20 protein-coding genes and 1 other annotated feature are annotated in these 20,892 nt (G+C 61.6%); of the genes, 13 read left to right on the forward strand and 7 right to left on the reverse strand.

Translation table 11 applies throughout. The features are described 5' to 3' along the window. Window positions 1-147: 147 nt before the first annotated feature. Window positions 148-1,434 carry a hypothetical protein gene (locus EDD78_RS08265; RefSeq protein WP_132084630.1) on the forward strand — a complete coding sequence of 429 codons (1,287 nt, stop codon included), beginning with the start codon at window positions 148-150 and terminating at the stop codon, window positions 1,432-1,434. Window positions 1,435-1,533: 99 nt separating this feature from the next. Here EDD78_RS08265 and leuD read toward each other — a convergent pair whose 3' ends face one another. Beyond that, a complete protein-coding gene (gene leuD, locus EDD78_RS08270; RefSeq protein ID WP_132084631.1) occupies window positions 1,534-2,013 on the reverse strand; it encodes a 3-isopropylmalate dehydratase small subunit in 480 nt (159 codons plus the stop codon). Window positions 2,014-2,028: 15 nt separating this feature from the next. Then, complete coding sequence (gene leuC / locus EDD78_RS08275) at window positions 2,029-3,288, reverse strand: 3-isopropylmalate dehydratase large subunit (protein ID WP_207668664.1); 1,260 nt, start codon at window positions 3,286-3,288, stop codon at window positions 2,029-2,031. A 64-nt stretch (window positions 3,289-3,352) separates the two neighbouring features. Next, window positions 3,353-3,604: a binding site (T-box leader), on the reverse strand. Window positions 3,605-3,883: 279 nt separating this feature from the next. On the opposite strand from leuC, the gene EDD78_RS08280 reads away from it, so the two are divergent. Next, window positions 3,884-5,116, forward strand: a complete 1,233-nt coding sequence (locus tag EDD78_RS08280; RefSeq protein WP_132084632.1) for a hypothetical protein — start codon at window positions 3,884-3,886, stop codon at window positions 5,114-5,116. A gap of 46 nt (window positions 5,117-5,162) precedes the next feature. On the opposite strand, the gene EDD78_RS08285 is transcribed toward EDD78_RS08280, so the two are convergent. Together EDD78_RS08285 and EDD78_RS08290 are read right to left on the reverse strand one after the other, a co-directional pair. Next, on the reverse strand, window positions 5,163-6,032 hold the full coding sequence (locus tag EDD78_RS08285) for a DegV family protein (RefSeq protein WP_132084633.1): 870 nt from the start codon (window positions 6,030-6,032) through the stop codon (window positions 5,163-5,165). 94 nt (window positions 6,033-6,126) lie between these two features. Next, on the reverse strand, window positions 6,127-7,728 hold the full coding sequence (locus EDD78_RS08290) for a peptidoglycan D,D-transpeptidase FtsI family protein (protein WP_132084634.1): 1,602 nt from the start codon (window positions 7,726-7,728) through the stop codon (window positions 6,127-6,129). 219 nt (window positions 7,729-7,947) lie between these two features. Between EDD78_RS08290 and EDD78_RS08295 the strand changes: the two genes are divergently transcribed. From EDD78_RS08295 to EDD78_RS08310, 4 genes are read left to right on the forward strand one after another with little or no spacing between them, the layout of a single operon-like run. Then, the gene (locus EDD78_RS08295) at window positions 7,948-9,252 is read left to right on the forward strand and encodes a phenylacetate--CoA ligase family protein (protein WP_132084635.1); all 1,305 of its coding nucleotides are present in this window, start codon (window positions 7,948-7,950) and stop codon (window positions 9,250-9,252) included. A 44-nt stretch (window positions 9,253-9,296) separates the two neighbouring features. After that, window positions 9,297-11,033 (forward strand): indolepyruvate ferredoxin oxidoreductase subunit alpha, encoded by a 1,737-nt coding sequence (gene iorA, locus EDD78_RS08300; protein ID WP_132084636.1) that lies wholly within the window; start codon window positions 9,297-9,299, stop codon window positions 11,031-11,033. A gap of 21 nt (window positions 11,034-11,054) precedes the next feature. Further along, window positions 11,055-11,633 carry an indolepyruvate oxidoreductase subunit beta gene (locus EDD78_RS08305; protein ID WP_132084637.1) on the forward strand — a complete coding sequence of 193 codons (579 nt, stop codon included), beginning with the start codon at window positions 11,055-11,057 and terminating at the stop codon, window positions 11,631-11,633. Between the two features lie 20 nt (window positions 11,634-11,653). After that, window positions 11,654-12,085 carry an ACT domain-containing protein gene (locus EDD78_RS08310; RefSeq protein ID WP_079698810.1) on the forward strand — a complete coding sequence of 144 codons (432 nt, stop codon included), beginning with the start codon at window positions 11,654-11,656 and terminating at the stop codon, window positions 12,083-12,085. A gap of 53 nt (window positions 12,086-12,138) precedes the next feature. Here the strand turns inward: EDD78_RS08310 and EDD78_RS08315 are convergent, their stop codons facing one another. Then, a complete protein-coding gene (locus tag EDD78_RS08315; RefSeq protein WP_132084638.1) occupies window positions 12,139-13,392 on the reverse strand; it encodes a hypothetical protein in 1,254 nt (417 codons plus the stop codon). 396 nt (window positions 13,393-13,788) lie between these two features. Here EDD78_RS08315 and EDD78_RS08320 point away from each other — a divergent pair, with 396 nt between their 5' ends. Continuing rightward, window positions 13,789-15,132, forward strand: coding sequence for an MATE family efflux transporter (locus EDD78_RS08320; RefSeq protein WP_132084639.1), 1,344 nt, complete (start codon window positions 13,789-13,791; stop codon window positions 15,130-15,132). Between the two features lie 15 nt (window positions 15,133-15,147). Then, window positions 15,148-15,303, forward strand: a complete 156-nt coding sequence (locus EDD78_RS08325) for a peptide deformylase (protein ID WP_079698813.1) — start codon at window positions 15,148-15,150, stop codon at window positions 15,301-15,303. 44 nt (window positions 15,304-15,347) lie between these two features. Here the strand turns inward: EDD78_RS08325 and EDD78_RS08330 are convergent, their stop codons facing one another. Continuing rightward, the gene (locus EDD78_RS08330; RefSeq protein WP_165873162.1) at window positions 15,348-15,953 is read right to left on the reverse strand and encodes a pentapeptide repeat-containing protein; all 606 of its coding nucleotides are present in this window, start codon (window positions 15,951-15,953) and stop codon (window positions 15,348-15,350) included. A gap of 129 nt (window positions 15,954-16,082) precedes the next feature. Between EDD78_RS08330 and EDD78_RS08335 the strand changes: the two genes are divergently transcribed. Together EDD78_RS08335 and EDD78_RS08340 are read left to right on the forward strand one after the other, a co-directional pair. Continuing rightward, window positions 16,083-17,045, forward strand: coding sequence for an ROK family protein (locus tag EDD78_RS08335; protein WP_079700398.1), 963 nt, complete (start codon window positions 16,083-16,085; stop codon window positions 17,043-17,045). Window positions 17,046-17,057: 12 nt separating this feature from the next. Beyond that, window positions 17,058-18,050, forward strand: a complete 993-nt coding sequence (locus EDD78_RS08340) for a Gfo/Idh/MocA family protein (RefSeq protein ID WP_132084641.1) — start codon at window positions 17,058-17,060, stop codon at window positions 18,048-18,050. Between the two features lie 45 nt (window positions 18,051-18,095). Here EDD78_RS08340 and EDD78_RS08345 read toward each other — a convergent pair whose 3' ends face one another. Further along, window positions 18,096-18,953: a DNA-3-methyladenine glycosylase family protein gene (locus EDD78_RS08345; protein WP_132084642.1), complete on the reverse strand. Its 858-nt coding sequence runs from the start codon at window positions 18,951-18,953 to the stop codon at window positions 18,096-18,098. 46 nt (window positions 18,954-18,999) lie between these two features. On the opposite strand from EDD78_RS08345, the gene EDD78_RS08350 reads away from it, so the two are divergent. From EDD78_RS08350 to EDD78_RS08360, 3 genes are all read left to right on the forward strand, one after another. After that, the gene (locus EDD78_RS08350; RefSeq protein WP_132084643.1) at window positions 19,000-19,335 is read left to right on the forward strand and encodes a hypothetical protein; all 336 of its coding nucleotides are present in this window, start codon (window positions 19,000-19,002) and stop codon (window positions 19,333-19,335) included. Window positions 19,336-19,485: 150 nt separating this feature from the next. Then, window positions 19,486-20,184 carry a DUF6062 family protein gene (locus EDD78_RS08355; protein ID WP_132084644.1) on the forward strand — a complete coding sequence of 233 codons (699 nt, stop codon included), beginning with the start codon at window positions 19,486-19,488 and terminating at the stop codon, window positions 20,182-20,184. Between the two features lie 400 nt (window positions 20,185-20,584). After that, entirely contained in the window at window positions 20,585-20,869 is a 285-nt protein-coding gene (locus tag EDD78_RS08360; protein ID WP_079698818.1) for a hypothetical protein, read from the forward strand. Window positions 20,870-20,892 lie beyond the last annotated feature (23 nt).

Below are 20,892 nucleotides of genomic sequence, written 5' to 3' on the forward strand. Positions count from 1 at the left end.
ACTGCGGTGATTTTACTAAATTGTCCTAATTATATCCTTTTTTGAGAAGGTTTACAAGGGGAATCCGGCTTTTGGGGGAGATACCCGCCCGGAAAAAGACAGCCAGTAAGCTATGCTGTAGGTCTTTCCGGAAAGGATGGAAGTTGGATGAAACGAAAGCTCCTGGTCCTTTTGACCGTTGTCCTGATCTTGTTCCCCATCCGCGCGTGGGCGCTCTCTCCATCCCAGGCGTACGCGGACGTTTACGGGGTCTCCTTCCCGTTCACCCCTTCGCCGCGCGCCGACAGCTACACCTTCACGATCTATGAAGGGAGCACAGCCGACCCGGCCAGCCTGCTAATGCAGAAGACGTTGAGCGTTCCCACGGCGCAGACTGTTTTCCTGCCCTTTGACTATGATCTGACCCAACGCAGGCAGTACCTGCTGACCGTGAGTGCCAACGTACAGCCGCAGCGCCAGGGGCTGGACGCCCCCTTCACCCGGGAATACCCCTTCGAGGCCGGGGTCACCTGCGGGCATCCGGAGGCTCCCGGCGCCTTCCTCGCCGGGGATGGCAGCAGCGAAAACCCCTACCGGGTGGGCACGCCGCAGCAGCTCGACCATGTGCGCGAGCACCTGTCCGCCTGCTTTCGGCAGACGGCGCATATCGACCTTAGCGGCTGGCCCACGCCCTGGCAGCCGCTCTCCGTCTTCACCGGAACTTACGACGGGGACGGCTACACCATCTCCCATATCCCCTTCCAAAACATTGAAGGTTTCAGCCTGTTCGGCCAGCTCAGCGGGGCCACCGTCCGAAGGCTGGGGCTCACCGGTCTGGACTTCTATTCGCCGACGGGCGTCACGCTCGGCGCGCTGGCGGGCATCACCGCAAACTCCTTTATCAGCGAATGCTTCCTGCGGGATTCGAGCATCGGCGGGGTGGACAACAATAACGGCGCGCTGGCGGGCAATGTGAACAATTCGACCCTGGAGCGCTGCTATGCCGCACATGTAATCACCCAGGGCCGGCATGTGGGAGCCTTTGCGGGTCACTCGAGCGGGGCGGTTTTAAACGAGTGCTTTGCCATCCCTGACAAAATTACCTTTTACAGCTATGGCCGGGGGACGCTGGTGGGCTGGGACAATGCCGGCAACGACCAGTTTTCCGGCTGCTATTATTCCAACGACACCGCGCCGGGAGTCGCCAAGGGCGCGGTGGGCTGGTATATGCGCTCCGGGACTTACAACTACGACCCGGCCGGGACCTTGGGACTGCCGCTGGGCTCGTTCTCCTCGCTCTCCAACCTCCCGGGCCTTTCCGGGGAATATTGGGAGGTCAGGGAGGGGGCCGAATACCCCACCCTTCGGTGCGAGCGTCCGCTCACCGCTCCGCAGTCCCGCGCCCTGCAGTCCGCGCCAAGCGCGGACGAAGCTGGATTCGGCCCGGAGGACTGATTGGCGCGGGGAGGTGAAAATTTGCCGATGGGGGCGGCATGCACCCAAACGCAGAAAAAGCGGCGCGCTGGCCATTGAGCCAGCGCGCCGCTTTTTTTATTACTGGATGGATCTAAGCAGCCCGCCCTTGCGGATGATTTCGAGGATCGACTCGGGGAAGGGGACCGCGGTATATTTCTTGCCGGTCGTAAGGTTTTCTATCTCTCCGGTGTCCAGGTTGACCGAGAGGGCGTCGCCCTTCTTGGTCTCGTCCACCAGCGCGGGGCATTCGAGGATGGGCAGCCCGATGTTGATCGAGTTGCGGTAGAAAATGCGCGCGAAGGAGCGCGCGATGACGCAGCTCACGCCGGCAGTCTTGATGGCCAGGGGCGCGTGCTCGCGGGAGGAGCCGCAGCCGAAATTGTTCCCCGCCACGATGATGTCGCCGGGGCGCACCTTCTTGACGAAATCCTTGTCGATGTCCTCCATGCAGTGGGAGGCGAGCTCTTTGGGGTCGGTTGTGTTGAGGTAGCGCGCCGGGATGATCACGTCGGTATCGACGTTATTTTGAAAGCGGTGAACGGCACCTTTTAACAGCATATCTGGTTCCTCCTTTTACAGTTTGTCGGGGGTGGTGATGTAGCCCGCCACGGCGCTGGCCGCCGCGGTTTCGGGCGAGGCAAGGTAGACCTCGCTGGTGGTGTCGCCCATCCGCCCGACGAAGTTGCGGTTGGTGGTGGCCACGCACCGCTCATGCGGGGCGAGGATCCCCATGTGCCCGCCCAGGCACGGCCCGCAGGTCGGGGTGGAGACGGCGCAGCCGGCGAGCATGAAGGTTTCGAGGTACCCTCTTCGCATGGCCTCGAGATAGATTTCCTGGGTGGCGGGGATGATGATCGCCCGCACGCCGTCGTGCACCTGGCGGCCCTCAAAAACCTTGGCGGCGGCCTCGAGGTCGCTGATCCGCCCGTTGGTGCAGGAGCCGATGACCACCTGCTGGATTTCGATTTTATCGAGCGCCGCGACCTCGCGCGCGTTCTCCGGCAGATGGGGCAGCGAGACGGTGGGCTTTAAAGTGCTCAGATCAATGTCATAGCTCTCCACGTAAGGCGCGTCCTCGTCGGCGGCAAATTCGATGTATTCGCCCGCGTTATGCTCGCGCATGTAGCGCCTGGTCTGCTCGTCCACCGGGAAGATGGCGTTCTTGGCGCCGGCCTCGATCCCCATGTTGGCGATGGTGAACCTATCGTCCATCGAAAGGGAGGCGACCCCCTCGCCGCAAAATTCCATCGACTGGTAGAGCGCGCCGTCCACCCCGATCATGCCGATGATATGTAGGATCACGTCCTTGCCCGAAACGTGGGGGGACAGCTTGCCGTGCAGCACGAAGCGCTGGGCGGCCGGGACCTTGAACCAGCACTTGCCGCTCTTCATGCCCGCGCACATGTCGGTCGAGCCCACGCCGGTCGAGAAGGCGCCCAGCGCCCCATAGGTGCAGGTGTGGCTGTCCGCGCCGATGATGACCTGCCCGGCCTTGACGATCCCCTGCTCGGGCAGCAGCGCGTGCTCGATCCCCATCTTGCCCACGTCGTAGAAGTGGGTGATGTCGTATTTGCTTGCAAACTGGCGGCAGCGCGCCGACTGCTTGGCGGCCTTGATGTCCTTGTTGGGGGTGAAGTGGTCGCACACGATGCAGATTTTGTCCTTGTCGTAGACGCTCTCGAAGCCGTACTTCTCGAACTCGTCGATGGCGACGGGGGTGGTGATGTCGTTGCCGAGCACCACGTCGCAGGGGATGCTGATCAGCTCGCCCGCCTTCACCTCGTCCTTTTTGGCGGCGTGCGCCAGAATTTTCTGGGTCATGGTCATGGCCATATGGGAATTCCTCCTATCGGTTAATATACTGTTTCTACAACAAAAAAGCCCTTCGCCTCTAAACCTTAGAGACGAAAGACTGCTGTCTTACGCGGTACCACTCTAATTCATACCCTCCAAACAGGGGGCATGCATCTCGGACGGATACAACCATATCCTCCCGCTGTAACGGGCGGGTCACGTCCCTTCCTACTCCTGACGTTTGAGAAGGGCTACTGAGAGGGGAGTTCGCACTCCTGCCGCAGCTGCCTTGCACCAACCGGCAGCTCTCTGCGTACGGGGAAGGGGTCCTACTGGTCCTCGTGAGCGTATTTTCATATTGAATTCATGATAAACTTTTGCTTTCCGTTTGTCAAGATGCTTTTCCGCCGGAAAAAATAAAAATGACCGTCAGTAAGGATATCAGGCGGTCAAGCGTAGGCCGAAAGCTCGACTGTAAAAAGAACATTCGGCCGTCTCTTGCTTTCTTTTTTCTAATTATACCCTGTTTTGGTACGGATTTCAAGGGAAGAGGGCAGCTTTTCATCCCGTCCCCCGGCGGGGCCGGCCGCCTGATATCCTTGCTAGCGGTCTTATTGCTTAAGGGGGACGCATGATGAAAAAGCTGATGGGAACCGTCGTTGCAGTGCTGGGCGCGCTGCTCGTCCTTGTGCCGTCCGGCGCCGCGGGAGACGGTGTGACGGTGACGGTGCAGGACGGCTATTCCTGCGATTACGGGGTAAACATCCCCTTTACCCGCACCGGGAGGAGTGACAGCTACACCTTTGAAATTTATGCGGGGGAAACGGCGGCGGGCGCCCCCGAGGTGCGCGCCGAGGTGGAGGTGCACGCCGATTCCCCGGTGACGGTTTTTCTGCCGCTGCGCTACGATGTTACCGGGCCAAGCACGCACACCCTGAAAGTGACGGCCCACGTCCTGCCGGGGCGGGAGGGGCTGGAGCGGGAGGGGGTGAAGACCATCTCCTTCGTCACCGCCTCCACGCCGACCTGCGGCTGTGCGGCGGGGACTGCGGGCGCGTTTTACATGGGTACGGGCGCGGCGGCCGACCCGTATTGGATCTCCTCGCCGCAGCAGTTCGACCATGTGCGCCTACATCTGGGGAAGAGCTGCCAGCAGGTCAACGACATCAGTCTGGCGGTATTTGATAATTTTTCGCCCATACCCAGTTTCACCGGAAGCTACGACGGCGGAGGGTACGTGATTTCCGAGGCTAATATTACAGCGAATGCAGCCAGCTTGTTTGGCAATCCGGTCAACGCCCAAATTGAAAATTTGGGCGTTCGGGATTCGGTATTTCATGGGCAGAGACTGGCGGCGGCGATGGGGACGTTTTATGGGAAAGTTGTGGTCAGAAATTGTTTTGTTGAAGATTGCACTTTTATTGCCGAGTCGACTCCCTATTCCTATACCGGAAGCATTTCCGCCGGAGATGACAATACAAGTGACAACAAATTGAATCGTATTGAAAACTGCTATGCCGCGGGGCTCACGATCCGAGGTGCCTATGTGGGAGGAATATCTTCCGAAGGGAACGGAGGAACAAAGTCGATCGGCTGTTACACCCTGATCGATTCACTGTCCTCCACGCTTAAGGGCGGGGCGATTACCGGCTATGACATCAACGCTTCCGCCTGCGCCTGGGAGTACCCCAACTCCGCCGGGGTCCAGTATGCCTGTGGGGACAAAAACAACAACGGCTGTTTTGCCCTTACCGGCGCCGAATTCGCCGACCAGAGCAAGTTTACTTCCCAGGGCTGGGACTTTGACACGGTCTGGCGGATGGACGGCTCTTTGGGCCGGCCGGTGCTGCGGGTGTTCGACCACTAAAAAGCGGTCCCCGGCATGTGCCGGGGGCCGCTTTTTATGCCATATGCTAGCGCTTCTCCCCAAAGAAGAAGAGCGCGACCGTTCCCGGTCCCGAATGGGCCCCGATGGTGGGCCCGACGTAGTTGATGATGAAGTTTTCGATCCCGAGGCGGCGCCCCACCTCGTCGGCGACGTACTGCGCGTCCTCCTGGCAGTCGCCGTGGCTGATGAAGACGATGTCGTTTTGCCTCCCCGCCGCGAGCTCCTCCATGTAGTCCACCAGCTTTTGCAGCGACTGGCGCCGGCCGCGCACCTTGGTCAGCGGGATGAGGTGCCCCTCGTCGTCCACATGCAGCACCGGCTTGATCCCCAGCATGGTGCCGAAGAAGGCGGCCGTCTTGGAGACCCGCCCGCCCCGGTAGAGGAAGTTCAGATCGTCCACCGTGAAATAGTGGCAGAGATGCAGCCGGTTTTCATAGAGCCAGTCCCTGACCTCGTCGAGGGTCTTGCCCTCGCTTTTGAGCTTTAACGCCCGGTAGACGAGCAGCCCCTCGCCAAGGGAGGCACACAGGGAGTCCACCACCTCGATTTTGCGCTCGGGGTACTGCTCGCGCAGCTCCTGGGCGGCCACCTCGGTGCTCCCGCAGGTACCCGAAAGCCCGGAGGAAAACGCGATGTGCAGCACGTCGTAGCCCTGCTGCAAAAAGGGCTCGATCACCGCGCGCGCCCCTTCGGGGGAAACCTGGTGGGTTTTCGTCATCTTCCCCTCGCGCATGAGGGCGTAAAAGTCCTTCGGGTCCAGCTTCTTTTGGTCCCCATCGTAGTCCTCCCCGTCGATGGAATACCCCAGATGAGCGATCGGAAGCCCGTTTTTCTCAATGAATTCCTGCGGCAGGTCCGCGGTATTGTTGCAGGTAATGACATATTTGCCAGCCATTGCTCGCACCTCACCCTCAAAATTCGGCGCAGCGCGCCGGCCCAATGGTGTCATTATATACCATCCCGGCCTGTTTCGCAAGCAAAAGCGGGAATCAGGACAGCTTCCCGAGGCGCTGGATTCCGTTGGCGACCTGCCGGAAGACCGGGGCGGCCACCGCCCCGCCCGAATTGCCACCCTCGTTGAGCACCACGATGGCGTACTTGGGGTCCTTGGCCGGATAGAAGCCGGAAAACCAGGCGTGGACGATCTCGCTGCCGTTTTCCAGGAATATCCCGGTCTGGGCCGAGGCGGTCTTCCCGCCCGCCGAGCCGATGTCGGGCTTGGCGTTCTGGCCGCTGCCCTCCTCCACGGTGGCGACCATCATCCGCTGCAAAATCTGTGCCGTGTTCTGCGAGATCACCCGCACCGGGGCGGCGGCGGGGTTTTCCTGGGAAAGGGTCTCGCCGTCCGCGGTCGCCCCCGCCACGAGATGGGGCGACACGGCGCTGCCGCCGTTGGCGATACAGCAAATCAGCTGGGCGATCTGCACCGGGGAGGCGGTCAAGGCCCCCTGCCCAAACGAGAAGTTGGCAAGCTCGGCATGGTTTTGCAGCGCCTCGACGCTCGGAAGGGTGCCGGCGGAGGTGCTCAGCTGCGGGGCGAGGCGGATGGAGCGGCTAAAGCCCACCGCCCGGCACAGCTCCAGGTAACGCGCCGGATCGAGCTTCTGTCCGAGATTGATGAAATAGGGGTTGCAGGACTGCTCGATTGCCCGCTGCATGGTGAGCCAGCTGTGGCCGGTCAGCTTGTGGCAGTTGAAGCGCACCGAGTCGATTTCAATGTAGCCCTTGCACTCGTATCCCAGGTTCTCGCTGATCCCGCTGTCCAGCGCGCAGGCGGCGGTGAGGAGCTTGAAGGTGGAGCCGACGTTGTAGGCGGAGAAGGCCCGGTTGACAAAGGGGGAGCCGGGCGCGTCCATCGAGGCCGAAACGTCGCCGGGGTCGAAGGCGGGGAAGCTGGCGCTGGCCACGATGTCCCCGGTGTGGATATCCATCACCACCACCGCGCCCTTCTCGATGTAATAGCCGGCGGCTTCCTCAACAAGCTGCTGGATTTCCTTATCCAGGGTGAGCACCACCCCCTCGCCCGAGTAGTTCCGGCTAATGGTAGGGGCCACCCCGGCGAGCGGAGATTTGCGCGCGTCCACCGCGTAGCTGATCGACACTTTGCTGCCGCAGGAGGACAAGATTTCGTCGTAGGAGCGCTCGATCCCGTAGGCGCCCTTGCCGTCCCGCAGATGGCCGATGATGTGGGCGGCAAGCTGGGGGGAGGAGTAGCGCTCGCTCGATTTAAAGACGTCCACCCCATAGGCGTAGATGTCGGGGGAGTCCACCTCGATTAAAAAGGGGCGGTTGTCCGAGAAGCTCTCTATCATCTGCTCCCGCCGCTGTCCGCTGAGCTCCTGGGAGAGCGCCGCCAGGGACTGGCGGCAGGGCATTACGGCGGCGATATACCGCTCCCGGTTGCCGGTCAGCGGCTGCAGGTTGCGGTCGTAGATGGTGCCCCGTTCGCTGACTACATCCAGCGTGTAGCTGCTTTGGGTTTTGGCGGCGGTGCTCAGGCTGTCCCCGGCGGTGAGGTAGTAAAGGCGGAAAAAGAGGGTCGCGGCCACAGCGACCATCAGGCAGAACAGCACGGTCATGCGCTTATACATGGGAAAAGCCCCCTCAGATATTCTTGATTCAAGGGTATTATTGGGCGGCGGCAAAGCGGCTATGCGGGCGGGTGCGGCCCGGATTTTAGGGGATTGTGAAATTTATGATGATTTTTCGCTTATTTTCTGCTATAATGATTTTACTCGTTAAAGCGCGGGACGAAAATCTGGACAGCCGCCCCCGCAAAGACAGAATCGAGAACCGCTGGAGGGTCCGCCATGATTTTTGAAAAAGAATTTGAAACCATGCGGCGCGCCGACATTGAGGCGCTGCAGCTGGAAAGGCTTCGGCACATCGCGCAGTACTGCTACGAGCGCATTGAGATGTACCACAAGAAGTTTGACGGCGCCGGCTTTGATCCGGCAAGGATCAAGACGCTGAGCGACCTGCAATATATGCCCTTCACCACCAAGGAGGACATCCGCGATACATATCCCTTCGGCATGTTCGCCGTGCCGATGAAGGAGGTCGTGCGCATCCACGCCTCCTCCGGCACCACCGGCAAGCCCACCGTCGTGGGCTACACCCGGAGCGACCTGGACGTGTGGGCGCGGCTGGTGGCGCGGCTGTGCGCCGCGGTGGGGGTCACCGACGAGGACATCGCCCAGATTTCCTTCGGCTACGGGCTCTTTACCGGCGCGCTGGGACTGCACTATGGGCTGGAGCGCCTCGGTGCGGCGGTGGTCCCCGCCTCGAGTGGGAACACCGAAAAGCAGCTCATGCTGATGAAGGACTTCGGAGCGACCACCGTCATCTCCACCCCTTCCTACGCGATGTACATGGCCGAGACGGCAAAGGATCTCGGATACGACGTCAAGAACGACTTCAAACTCAAAATCGGCCTGTTCGGCTCGGAGGGCTGCTCGATCGAGCTGCGCGAAAAGATCGAGGAGGCCTGGGGGCTCTTCGCCACCGACAACTACGGCATGAGCGAGCTGATGGGGCCGGGCGTCTCGGGGGAGTGCTACCGCCGCGAGGGCATGCACGTCGCCGAGGACCACTTCATCCCCGAGATCATCGACTCCCACTCCGGGCAGGTGCTGAAAGCGGGGGAGACCGGGGAGCTGGTTATCACCACCCTGACCAAGGAGTGCTTCCCGGTGCTACGCTACCGCACCAAGGACATCAGCCGCCTCAATTACGAGCCCTGCGAGTGCGGGCGCACCAACGTGCGCATGGACAAGATCATGGGCCGCGCGGACGATATGCTCAAGATCCGCGGGGTCAACGTCTTCCCCGGCCAGATTGAGTCGGTGCTCTTCACGGTTAAGGAGATCGGCCCGCATTACCAGCTGATCGTCACCCGCGAGGGGTTTGTGGACAAGCTGGAGGTCAAAGTCGAGCTGCTCGACGGCTCGCTGCTCGAGAGCTACAGCGAGCTCGAGCGGCTGCACGGCGCGATCAAGCACAAGCTGCACACCGTGCTCGGGATCGACGCCAAGGTTTCCTTGGCCGAGCCCAAGTCGATCGAGCGCTTCGCGGGCAAGGCCAAACGGATCGTCGACCTGCGCGATACGCACTGAGAGATGTACTTGAATTGTGAAATAGACTTGGAGGGAAATTTCCATTGAAACAGCTCATGCTTGGCAACAAAGCGGTTGCCAGAGGACTTTACGAAGCCGGGTGCACCATCGCTTCCAGCTATCCCGGCACCCCCAGCACCGAGATCACCGAGGAGGTCGCCAAATTCGAGGAGATTTACGCCGAGTGGGCGCCCAATGAGAAGGTAGCTATGGAGGCTGCCATCGGCGCGTCGATCGGCGGGGCGCGTTCCTTCTGCGCGATGAAGCATGTGGGCCTCAACGTCGCGGCCGACCCGCTCTTCACCGCCTCCTATACCGGGGTGAACGGCGGCATGCTCATCGCCGTGGCGGACGACCCGGGCATGCACTCCTCTCAAAACGAGCAGGACTCCCGGCACTACGCCGAGGCGGCCAAGCTCATGATGCTCGAGCCCTCCGATTCGGCGGAGTGCCTGCAGTTCACCAAGGACGCCTTCGAGCTTTCCGAGCGGTTCGATCTGCCGGTGCTGCTGCGCCTTTCGACGCGCATCTCCCATTCCCAGAGCATTGTGGACACCGGCGAGCGGCAGGATGTGCCGTTGCGCGAATACAAGAAGAACCCCCAGAAATACGTGATGATGCCCGGCAACGCCAAGGGCCGCCACGTCGCGGTCGAGGAGCGCCAACGGGCGATCAAGGCATATGCGGAGAACTGCCCCTACAACCGGGTGGAGATGGGCGACAGAAAGCTCGGGATCATCACCGGCGGCGTCGCCTACCAGTACGCCAAGGAGGCCTTCCCGCAGGCGAGCTTTTTAAAGCTCGGCATCTCCTACCCGCTGCCCGAGCAGTTGCTGCGCGACTTTGCCGCCGAGGTCGAAACCCTCTATGTGGTGGAGGAGCTCGACCCCTTCATCGAGAACCACTGCCGCGCGCTGGGGCTCGAGGTGAAGGGCAAGGAGGAATTCACCCTCCTCTACGAGTATTCCCAGACCTATCTGCGCGAAAGAATCGCCGGGGAGAAGCCGGAATACCTGACGCTCGACGAGAATATCCCGGTGCGCCCGCCGGTCATGTGCCCGGGCTGCCCGCACCGCGGCCTCTTTTACACCTTACATAAGCTGGGGGTCACCGTCTTCGGCGACATCGGCTGCTACACCCTGGGCGCCGCGCCGCCGCTGCAGGCGATGGACACCACCGTCTGTATGGGCGCCTCGATCAGCGGGCTGCACGGCTTCAACAAGGCCAGGGGCAGTGAGAGCGCCAAAAATTCGGTGGCGGTCATCGGCGACTCGACCTTCATGCATTCGGGGGTCACGGGGCTGATCAACATCACCTACAACAAGGGGATTTCCACCGTCATCGTGCTGGACAACTCGATCACCGGCATGACCGGGCACCAGCAGAACCCCACCACCGGGCTGACGCTCAAAAATGAGCCGACCTATATGGTGAGCATCGAAAAGATGTGCGAGGGCGCGGGGGTGCGCCGTATTCGGGTGGTGGACCCCAACGAGCTTTATGAGCTCAAGAAGATCATTACCGAGGAGCTGGCCGCCGACGAGCCGTCGGTCATCATCACCCGCCGGCCCTGCGTGCTGCTCAAAAAGGTCAAGAAGAACCCGCCCTTCCATGTGGACCGCGCGCGCTGCGTCTCCTGTAAGATGTGCCTCGGGATCGGGTGTCCCGCCATCAGCATGAAGGAGGGCAAGGCGCAGATCGACGCCACCCTCTGCGTGGGGTGCGACCTCTGCCAGAGGCTCTGTAAGCCCGGCGCGATCAAGAAGCACGACGAGGACTAATGCGAAGAGGGGAATAACGATATGAATACGACGAATATTATGATTGTCGGCGTGGGCGGACAGGGCACCCTGCTCGCCAGCCGGATTCTCGGCAGCGTGACGCTGCAAAGCGGGCTGGACGTCAAGGTCAGCGAAGTCCACGGCATGAGCCAGCGGGGCGGTTCGGTGGTCACCTACGTCAAATACGGCGAGAAGGTCCTGTCCCCGGTCATCGACAAGGGGGAGGCCGACTATATCGTCTCCTTCGAGCTGCTCGAGGCGGCGCGCTGGGTGCCCTATCTCAAAATGGGCGGCAAGCTGATCACCAACACCCAGCAGATCGACCCCATGCCGGTGATCACCGGCGCGGCCGAATATCCGAAGGGCCTGGTGGAAAAGATCAAAGCGAAGGGCGTGGACATCCTGGCCTTCGACGCGCTCTCGCCGGCCCTGCAGGCGGGGAACGCCAAGGCGGTCAACGTGGTGCTCATGGGCGTGCTCTCGACCATGCTGGGGTTTGATAAAAGCCTTTGGACCGACGCGGTGAAGGCATTGGTACCCGAAAAGCTGCGGCAGCTCAATTTGGAGGCGTTCGAGCTGGGCGTCAAGGCCGCGGGCTAAATGGAAAGGAGAGGTTTTCGATGGTAGTTAAGCAACTGTCCGTCTTTGTGGAGAACAAGCCGGGGAGGCTTTATGAGATTACCTCGATTCTGGGGGAGCACGGCGTGGACATCCGGGCGGTCTCCATCTCGGACACCACCGATTTCGGGATCCTGCGCCTGATCGTCAGCCATCCGGACGTGGCCCAGCGGGCGCTCAAGGAGGCAGGGCTGACCGTCTCGCTGACCGAGGTGCTGGCCATCGGGATCGAGGACAAGCCGGGCGGGCTCTCGAAGGCGATGAAGATTTTATATGACGAGAAGATAACCGTCGAGTATATGTACGCCTTCATCAGCCGGGACCAGAAGGCGGCGTCGGTGATCCTGCGCGTAAGGGACAACGCGCTCGCCGCCGAGAAGCTCTCGCAACAGGGAATTTCGCTGCTGGGAGAGGAAGAGATTTTCGATAAATAAACGGATACAAAGAAAAGAGGCCCCGCAAGTTTGCGGGGCCTCTTTTGGCGCGGTTATTCGTAGAAGCCGCGCAGCACCGGCACCTCGGCCGTCACGCTGCCGCCGGGCGAATCGAAGGTCATGCTGCGCACCACCCAGTCTGAATCGTCGAAGCCGGTGAGATTCCCGAGGGTGGAGAAGCCGGCGAGGGGCAATCCCTTGGAGTAGGAGTCGATGGAAACGCGGGCGTTGAGATAGGCCCCGCCCGCCCCGTTTGAGACCACTGAGGTGCACCAATAGGACTGGGCAATCGAGGTGGTATGGCCGTCATAGGCGCTCGACCCGAACAGGGCGCCCGACGGGTATCCGGCCGATTCCGTCGAAAGATAGGCGGGGATCGCGTAGCAGTGCGACATTTGGAACCGGGCCTCGTCCGCGCGCCCGACCAGCCCGGCGGGGCTGCTGTGGGAATCCACCCGCGCGCCCAGGGCGTAGCAGCGCTCGATCCTGCTTGCCTCACCGAAGAATCCGCCGATCAGTCCGCCGGTGTTGTAGCCCTTGAGGGAGCAATTGAGGCTGTAGCAGTCGCGGATTGTGCCGTCGTGGACAGAGCCCGCCAATATGCCGATGTGATCGCTCAGGGTGGGGAAAATGGCGGTGGAGTCCTCGATCCCGAGGCGCTGGACGGTCGCCTGCCTGAGCGTCCAAAACAGGGGTTTATCCAGCCCGCTGATTTTATGCCAGCCGCCGTCGTAGCTCCCGGTAAAGCAGCTGATCGTCGGGAGGGTCCCGCCGCAGTCGATGTCTGCCACCTGCAAGAGACTTGCGGCGAGGTGCTTTTCCATATGGACGAGCTGCTCCCGCGCGCCCACCAGAAAGGGGTGCTGCGCGCTGCCGTCCCCCACGTAGTAGGCCCCCGCCGTCCCGGCGGGGCAGCTGCAGGTGGGGGCGGTGGTGAAGGTCTTGGCGGCCGTGGCCTCCCGGTCGAGCGCCTCCCGCCCGGACGCCACATGGGCGGTGACGGCCAGCGTCCAGGTGCTCGGCCCGGCCGGGTCGTGGCGCAGCGGCAGGTAGACGTTCACCGGTGCGGCGGAGGTGATCTCCACCGCCGCCGTGACCTCGGGGCTCCCCGCCGCCGCACCGCCCGGGTAGAGGGAGAAGGTATAGCTGCCGGTGCGCGGCGAGCGGGTGAAGGGGATATTGACCCCGTAGTCGCTGACGTAGCCGTCCTGCACCGCGACGCTCACCCCCTCCTGCGCGGCGTGGACGGGGAGGGAGAGCGCCGCGAAGACGAGCGGCAGGAACAGAAAATGGATAAACCGTTTCATCAGAGGTCCTCCTGACAGGGGCCGCGTCTGCAACAAAACAAAATGACCAGCAGATATGCAGTCTAACGGCCGCGCGTTCGGCGGGAGGGGATGAAAAATCCGTCTTTTGCTTGCATTTTTCGCCAAAGAAGGATATAATTAGGGAAAGAATGGAAGGAGCTGGGAGCGCTGCTCCCTTCTCCTGCGAATAAGACTGAAATGAAGGCCGTTAGACTGCATATCTAACGGCCTTTTTATTTGAGGGGATTTTTGTTGCTTCCTGCTAAAAACCGGGCCTGTCCTTTGTCGTTTCCAGAGAGAATGCTCCTTTGCCCTTGACAGGCGCGCGGGCAGGTGTGATACAATTTTTGGTGATGGTTTTTTCTCGACAATACGGGGTGCAAAGGGGATAGCGGTTTGAATCGGGAACATTCGCTCTTCTGGAGGATTTTTTATATCGCCTTTCCGGTGGCGCTGCAGAGCCTGATCACCACCGGCGTGGCCGCGATGGATACGCTGATGATCGGCAATATCAGCGAGGTGCAGCTCTCCGCCGTCGCGCAGGGCAACCAGCCCTATTTCCTGTTTTCCACCACCATTTTCGGCCTGGCCACCGGCTCCACCGTGCTGACCGCTCAATATTGGGGCAAGGGCGAGCTCGACCCCATCCGGGCGATCATGGGCTTGATCCTGCGGGTGGGAATGATCGCCGGGGCGCTGCTCGGCGCACTGGTGCTCGCCTTCCCGGCCGCCGTGATGTCCATCTTCACCAACGACCCGCAGGTCATCGCCAGCGGGGTCGAGTTCCTTCGGATCATCGCCTTCTCCTATGTCTTCGCCGCCTTTACCGGGGTCTTTCTCATCAGCCTGCGCAGTATGGAGAATGTGCGGGTTTCGCTGTGCATCTATGGGCTTTCCTTCGCGCTCAACCTCGTGCTGCACTGGGTTTTTATCTTCGGCAACCTGGGCGCGCCCCGCATGGAGATCCGCGGCGCGGCGCTGGCGACCCTGATCAGCCGCATCTGTGAGAGCGTGATGGTGCTGGTCTATATGTACTGCATCGAGAAAAAGGTCCGCTTCTCGCTGCGCGATCTTTTCCGCCCGACGCGCACATACTGGTTCACGGTGGTGCGCTACAGCGTGCCGGTGCTCTGCAGTGAGATGATCTGGGCGGTGGGGATTTCGCTGCAGGCCGTCATCACCGGGCGGCTGGGCGTGTCGGCGCTGGCGGCCATCAGCTTTATCTCGATGCTGCAGGAGCTGGCCATGGTCCCGGTGATGGGCGTCGGGGTGGCCGCCGGGGTGATCACCGGCAACCTGATCGGCCAGGGGAAGGACGAGGAGGCGCTGCGCACCTCCAAGACCATGATGAAGATCGGGGTCGTCTTCGGGATCGTGGTGGGGCTGATCCTGGTGCTGCTGCGGCCCGTGGCGCCCGGCTTCGTCGCCGCCTCGCCCGAGACGGCCGGGATCATCAGGGGGATGATGTTCGTCGCGGCCTATCTGCTCTTCTGCCAGTCGATCAACATCGTCACCCTGGCCGGGGTGCTGCGCGGCTCGGGGGACACCGCCTTCTGCGCGGGGGTGGACGCCTTCATCATGGTGGTCTTCAAGCTGGTCCTCGGCTTCTCGTCCGCCTTTTTGCTCCATTTCCCGCCGGTCTGGGTCTACTTCCTGCTCTCGAGCGACGAGCTGGGCAAGCTGTTCTTCATCCTGCCGCGGATGTGGGGCGGCAAATGGATTCACCATACCACCGTCTGAGGGGGATAAAGCTGTATTCTCCGCTTTCGGGACGAGAGCTGGAACGGGCACGAGTGGGCGCTAAAGGGCGACATGAGCGAGCTCATCCAGCACGAGTACGACCGTCTCGACGGAATCCTGGCGACCATGCGCGCGGTCGACAGCAGGGCACTTGTCTATAAGGGGAAATAACAAAAGGAGCTTCGACGGCCGTCGAAGCTCCTTTAACGATAGGATTATCCCACCCGGCAGCCCAGGCTTTCGGCGAGCAGGATTGCCTGGGTAACGTCTATCTTGGTGTTCTTGAGGATTGCGCTTTTGAAGTCCACCCCGTCGAGCAGCGCGCCGCGCAGGTCACTGTTTTGCAGCTTGGCCCCGAAGAGCAGCGCATGTGAGAGGTCGCACTCCTGCAAGGAGGATTTGTGCAGGTCGCACCCGCGCAGGTCGGCGTGGGCGAAGGAGATATGGTCCAGCGTCAGCCCGGACAGGTCGCTCTCGAAGAAGGCGGTGTAGTCGTAGCTCCCGCCCCGGATGGCAAAGCCGGTCAGGTCGGCCCCCGAGAAGGAGGAGCCGGTGCACTTGCAGTTTTCCAGGAGCGCCCCAAAGAGGATGCACTCCTCAAAGTTGCAGTTGAGGAAGGCGGTACCGCTGTGGGTGGAGCCGCCCATCTGCGCGAAGGTGAAGCTGCAGCGCTCAAAGGTGCAGCCGCTGGTGATAAGGTCGCTCATCACGGCGCCCCCGAAGCGGCACTTGCGGAAGGTGACCCGCCGCAGTTCCCGCTCTCCGAAGTCCTCGCCCGAGAAGTCTTCGTTTTCATATTCCAGCCTGTCCTGCTCCAGCATGTTGAGCGCCCCCTTTTGAGTGAATAGGCTTATTGTATCACAGCGCTTTCCGGGAGGCAATATCCGATTGACGGCGAAGGGCGGGTATGCTACCATGGAAGGTAGAATATGCAAAAGGGGAGCGAGCGCATGAGCTATTATATCGGGATCGACATCGGCGGCACGAGCGTGAAGGCGGGACTGGTAAACGAGAAATATGAGATCGTCAAAAAGATGTCCCTGCCGACCTATTCCCAAGCTGGGGAGGACAACGGCGAAAAGCTGGCCAACGCCCTAAATAAGCTGGTGCGGGACCTCTGTGCCGAAACGGGGATTCCCCTCGGCGAGGTCGTGAGCATCGGCGCCGGGATACCGGGGAGCGTCGATTCGCAGAGCGGTACCATCATCTACTCCAACAATATCGTGATGGAGAATGTGCCGCTGCGCGAGCTGGTGCTCGCGCGCCTCGGGAGGAAGATCGAGATGGCCAACGATGCGGACGCCGCCGCCCTGGGCGAGTGCCTGGCGGGCGCGATGAAGGGATGCAAATACGCCATGATGATCACGCTCGGCACCGGGGTCGGCAGCGGGGTGATTATCGATGGGAAGATCTATTCCGGCTACCACAGCCGCGGGGGCGAGTTCGGGCACACGGTCGTCGAGATCGGCGGGGTGCGCTGCACCTGCGGGCGGCCGGGGTGCCTGGAATCCTACGCCTCTGCCACCGGGCTGATCCGCATGACCAAGGAGGAGATGATGAGCGACCCTCAAAGCGGGATGTGGGAGCTCGTCGGCGGGGACATCGGCAAGGTCGACGGCAAGACCGCCTTCGACGCCAGGGAGAAGGGCGACGCGTCCGCCGCCAAGGTGGTGGACACCTACATCCGCTACCTCGCCTGCGGGGTGACCAACTTCATCAACATGCTTCATCCGCAGAAAATCTGCTTTGGGGGCGGGATCTCCCACAGCGGCGAGGCGCTGCTCGCCCCGCTGCGCGCCGAGGTCTACAAGGAGGTCTACGGCGGCGCGGACCGGTACACCACCGAGCTGGTCCAGGCCTCTTTAGGCAACGACGCGGGGATCATCGGCGCGGCCATGCTCGGCCGGGAATAGGAGGTGGGCGGTATGGTGCGTCTGGGGACCGTCGGATCGGGCTGGATCGTGAAGTCCTTCCTGGGCGGGACAAAATATGTGGACGGGCTGACGCTCGCCGCCGTCTATTCGCGCAGCGGGGAGCGCGCGCAGCAGTTTGCGTCGGAGACCGGCGCGCCGGCTTATTTTACCGACCTGCGGCAGATGGCACAGAGCGATGGGATCGACGCGGTCTATATCGCCAGCCCCAATTCGCTGCACGTCGAACAGAGCCGCCTCTTTCTGGAGCACGGCAAGCACGTCATCTGTGAAAAGACGGTCGCCCCCACCCGTGCGCAGACCGAGGAGCTGGTGTGCCTGGCAAGGCGCCAAGGGCTCGTCTTCCTCGAGGCGATCGTGACCATGCATCTGCCCGCGCTCGCGCTGCTCGAGCGCGCGGTGAAAGAGATCGCCCCGGTGCGCCTGGCGCGTTTTGACATCTCGCAGTATTCTTCCAAGTATCCCGCCTATTTGCGCGGCGAGCTGCCCAATATTTTTAACCCCCAGTTTTGCACCGGCTCGCTGATGGACATGGGGGTCTATTGCGTCTATCCGGCCATCCGGCTCTTCGGGAGGCCGAAGGCGATTCACGCCAGCGCCTCCTTCCTCGAAAGCGGCGCGGACGCCGCCGGGAGCGCCATCTTCGAGTACGACGGCTTCGGGGCTGTGATCACCCACTGCAAGGCCGGTACCACCAAGCTCGGCAGCGAGATCATCGGGGAGCGGGGCACGATCACCATCGATTCGATCTCCACCTTGCAGGGGATGACCCTGCACCACCCCGACGGAAGGGAGGAGGCGCTCGCCGGGGGGGACACCCGCGAGCACATCATGAGCTTTGAGGCGCGCTCCTTCTATGAGGCGATCGGGGACCCCGCCCGAAACCGGGAAAAGGTGGAGGAGCTTTGCGCCCTCGCCTGCGAGGTCAGCGGCGCGATGGAGACGATCCGCCGTCAGGCCGGGATCCGCTTCCCCGGCGATATGTAGGAATAGCTAAAGGCTGCCAAAGAATTTGGCAGCCTTTTGTTTTGATCATATCCCGGCCCCGGCGAGCGCGCGGGGCTCTTCGAGCGCCTGCGGGCAGGTGCGGCAGTAGTGGAACAGATATTGCTGCGCGAGCCCGCCCACCGCCTCGAGCGCGGCGGGGAAACCCCCGGGATAGAGGATCGCCAGCGCCCGCTTGATCCAGACGTCCTTGGGGATACATTCCACCTTGCCGAAGCCGTAGAGCAGCACGCAGTCCGCCACCTTGGGCCCCACCCCGTGGATGGTCATCAGCCGCTCCTTCGCTTCCCCGAGCGGGACGCTGTAGAGCGCGCGCAGCTCCAGCTCGCCCGAGGCGACCTTTTGGGCGGCGTCCAGCAGGTACTTGGCCCGAAAGCCCGCCCGCAGCACCCCGAGCTCCCCGAGGGTGCGTCCCGCGAGGTCGCGAGGGGCGGGGAAGGCGTATTGCCCGCCGTGAAGCTTTTGGCCGAACTCCTTGCAGAGGGTGGCGATGATCCCCTTGATCCGCTTGATGTTGTTGTTCTGGCTCAGGATGAAGGAGCAGAGCGTCTCCCACTCGTCCTGGCGCAGCAGGCGCATGCCCGGGCAGAAGGAGACGGCCTTCTCCATCACCGGGTCCTGCCGCAGAATCAGCTTGAGCGCGCCGTAGTCCCGCCCGAGGTCGAGATACCGCCGCCAGAAGGGGGCGCAGTCATCTTCATTGCAGGAGCACTCCACCACGACCGCGGCCCCCTCCTGCCAGATCCGGCAGGGATGGCTGCCCGCCACTCCGGCATAGGAGCCGTCCTCCTGTAGCTGGAAGCGGAAGGCCTGCCCGCAGTCGAGCGTCTGCTGCGCATCGAAGTCGTCGGGCGAGGGGAGGGGAAAGCGGTGGATATGGCTCATAGCGGTGCACTCCTTTTTCTGAGGGTTCTATCGGATTATATCATAAATGTGGTATAATAGCCACATCGTGGCTATTATACATCTTTACGGCCGCGGCGATCCGCGCCTGTCGGCGCTGCCGCCAATGGCCAATTATATCACTTGCGCTTCGCGCTCGTGGTATAATAGCCACATCGTGGCTATTATACATCTTTACGGCCGCGGCGATCCGCGCCTGCCGGCGCTGCCGCCAATGGCCAATTATATCACTTGCGCTTCGCGCTCGTGGTATAATAGCCACATCGTGGCTATTATACATCTTTACGGCCGCGGCGATCCGCGCCTGCCGGCGCTGCCGCCAATGGCCAATTATATCACCTTGCGCTTCGCGCTCGTGGTATAATAGCCACATCGTGGCTATTATACATCTTTACGGCCGCGGCGATCCGCGCCTGCCGGCGCTGCCGCCAATGGCCAATTATATCACTTGCGCTTCGCGCTCGTGATATAATAGCCACATCGTTACTATTATACGCTTTAGGAGGGAACGGCTTTGAAGGATACCATCTACACCATCCCGGTCAGCGAGGTGTTCGAGCCCAAGGAAGGCTGCCCGCTCTGCCGCATGCGGGACACGCTGGAGGAGCGGTGCCTGGAGTACATCATGGGCGCGGCCATGATGGAGCCGGACGTGCGCCAGGACACCAACCGCCAGGGCTTTTGTACCGACCACTTCCGGATGATGCTCACAAGGAAGAACCGCCTGGGCCTGGGGCTCATGCTCCAGTCCCACCTCGACTACATCCGCCAGGAGGTCGTCGGGGCCAAGGCGCCCATCCTGGGCAAGGACAAGCGCCTGGAAAAAGCCAGGGAGGTCGACGAAGGGTGCTATGTCTGCGCGCGGATCGACTGGGCGATGGAGCGCATGCTCGACACCATCCTCGGGTTGTGGCAGAAGGAGGAGGCCTTTCGCACGCTCTTCTCCCAGCAGGAGTGCATCTGCTTCCCACACTACCGCCTGCTCGCGCAGAAGGCGCAGGAAAAGCTGCCAAAGAAGGCGCTGCCCGGCTTCCTGGAGGTGGCCGGCGGCCTTACCCTGGGCCGGCTAGAGGCGCTCAAGGGGGACGTCGACCGCTTCTGCAACCTCTTCGACTACCGCAACGCGGCTCCCGGGCCGATCCCGGAGGAGGTCCGCTCCTCGATCGAGCGCTCGATCTCCTATCTTTGCGCGCGTCAGATCGGTGACAAGTAGGGATTACTTTTAGTATGAAAATTTTTTCGACAAGACTCGCGCATAATTATTCGTGAAATGTATAATTTTTGTAAAGCGCGTGAGAATGGGGAGTTTCCACACTTTCCACCGAGTTTTCCACAACGGGTTTCGCATAAAACCGAACGGGCTGTGGAAAAGTCCGTTTTACCATTGGTATATTGCCCGCGCGCGGCGATGCATTTTTTGCGGCGGTATACCGAATATTCCCGGAAGGCGGGAAGGAATATCCACAAGATTTTGTGGAAGGAAAACTGTCAATCCCTGTATTTGGGGATTGTATGAATATTGGATGGTTTGGTGAATAACGGTGCATACCCCTGGCGGTGGCTGCCAACAATAATGGCAAAGACGAAAAACTGGCGATAAGGGGTGTTATGCAGTGATCAGAGGGACCAATAAGAGGATCATCGAAATCAATGGCGAGGACGGCAGCTGCTTCGAGCGGATCGTGCTCTTTTTAAAGCCGGAGCAGGACGAGGTGAGCGAGGAGCGCATGCTGCGCATGGCGGAGGACTACGCCGACGGGCTGCTGCGCTCGCACGGTGCGGTGTCCATGCTCGCACCCCGGCGCGGCAGGAGATGGGGCTGGCGCAAGCTGGGCGCTCTGGCGCTGGCGCTGCTGGGGGTGTGCGGGGTGGTCGTGCTGTGTGTGGCGCTGCTCTGAGCCGCCGGCCGATTTCGCGCCTA

The organism is Harryflintia acetispora, assembly GCA_004340125.1.
GTDB lineage: Bacteria > Bacillota > Clostridia > Oscillospirales > Ruminococcaceae > Harryflintia > Harryflintia acetispora.

Bases quoted from the DNA above. Each gene is read 5' to 3' on its own strand.
- EDD78_RS08295 (WP_132084635.1), top strand. From the start codon at position 7,948: ATGATTTTTGAAAAAGAATTTGAAACCATGCGGCGCGCCGACATTGAG.
- leuC (WP_207668664.1), bottom strand. From the start codon at position 3,288: ATGGCCATGACCATGACCCAGAAAATTCTGGCGCACGCCGCCAAAAAG.
- EDD78_RS08265 (WP_132084630.1), top strand. From the start codon at position 148: ATGAAACGAAAGCTCCTGGTCCTTTTGACCGTTGTCCTGATCTTGTTC.
- EDD78_RS08340 (WP_132084641.1), top strand. From the start codon at position 17,058: ATGGTGCGTCTGGGGACCGTCGGATCGGGCTGGATCGTGAAGTCCTTC.
- EDD78_RS08280 (WP_132084632.1), top strand. From the start codon at position 3,884: ATGAAAAAGCTGATGGGAACCGTCGTTGCAGTGCTGGGCGCGCTGCTC.
- EDD78_RS08350 (WP_132084643.1), top strand. From the start codon at position 19,000: ATGTGGTATAATAGCCACATCGTGGCTATTATACATCTTTACGGCCGC.
- EDD78_RS08335 (WP_079700398.1), top strand. From the start codon at position 16,083: ATGAGCTATTATATCGGGATCGACATCGGCGGCACGAGCGTGAAGGCG.
- EDD78_RS08285 (WP_132084633.1), bottom strand. From the start codon at position 6,032: ATGGCTGGCAAATATGTCATTACCTGCAACAATACCGCGGACCTGCCG.
- EDD78_RS08305 (WP_132084637.1), top strand. From the start codon at position 11,055: ATGAATACGACGAATATTATGATTGTCGGCGTGGGCGGACAGGGCACC.
- EDD78_RS08345 (WP_132084642.1), bottom strand. From the start codon at position 18,953: ATGAGCCATATCCACCGCTTTCCCCTCCCCTCGCCCGACGACTTCGAT.
- EDD78_RS08310 (WP_079698810.1), top strand. From the start codon at position 11,654: ATGGTAGTTAAGCAACTGTCCGTCTTTGTGGAGAACAAGCCGGGGAGG.
- EDD78_RS08315 (WP_132084638.1), bottom strand. From the start codon at position 13,392: ATGAAACGGTTTATCCATTTTCTGTTCCTGCCGCTCGTCTTCGCGGCG.
- EDD78_RS08290 (WP_132084634.1), bottom strand. From the start codon at position 7,728: ATGTATAAGCGCATGACCGTGCTGTTCTGCCTGATGGTCGCTGTGGCC.
- EDD78_RS08330 (WP_165873162.1), bottom strand. From the start codon at position 15,953: ATGCTGGAGCAGGACAGGCTGGAATATGAAAACGAAGACTTCTCGGGC.
- leuD (WP_132084631.1), bottom strand. From the start codon at position 2,013: ATGCTGTTAAAAGGTGCCGTTCACCGCTTTCAAAATAACGTCGATACC.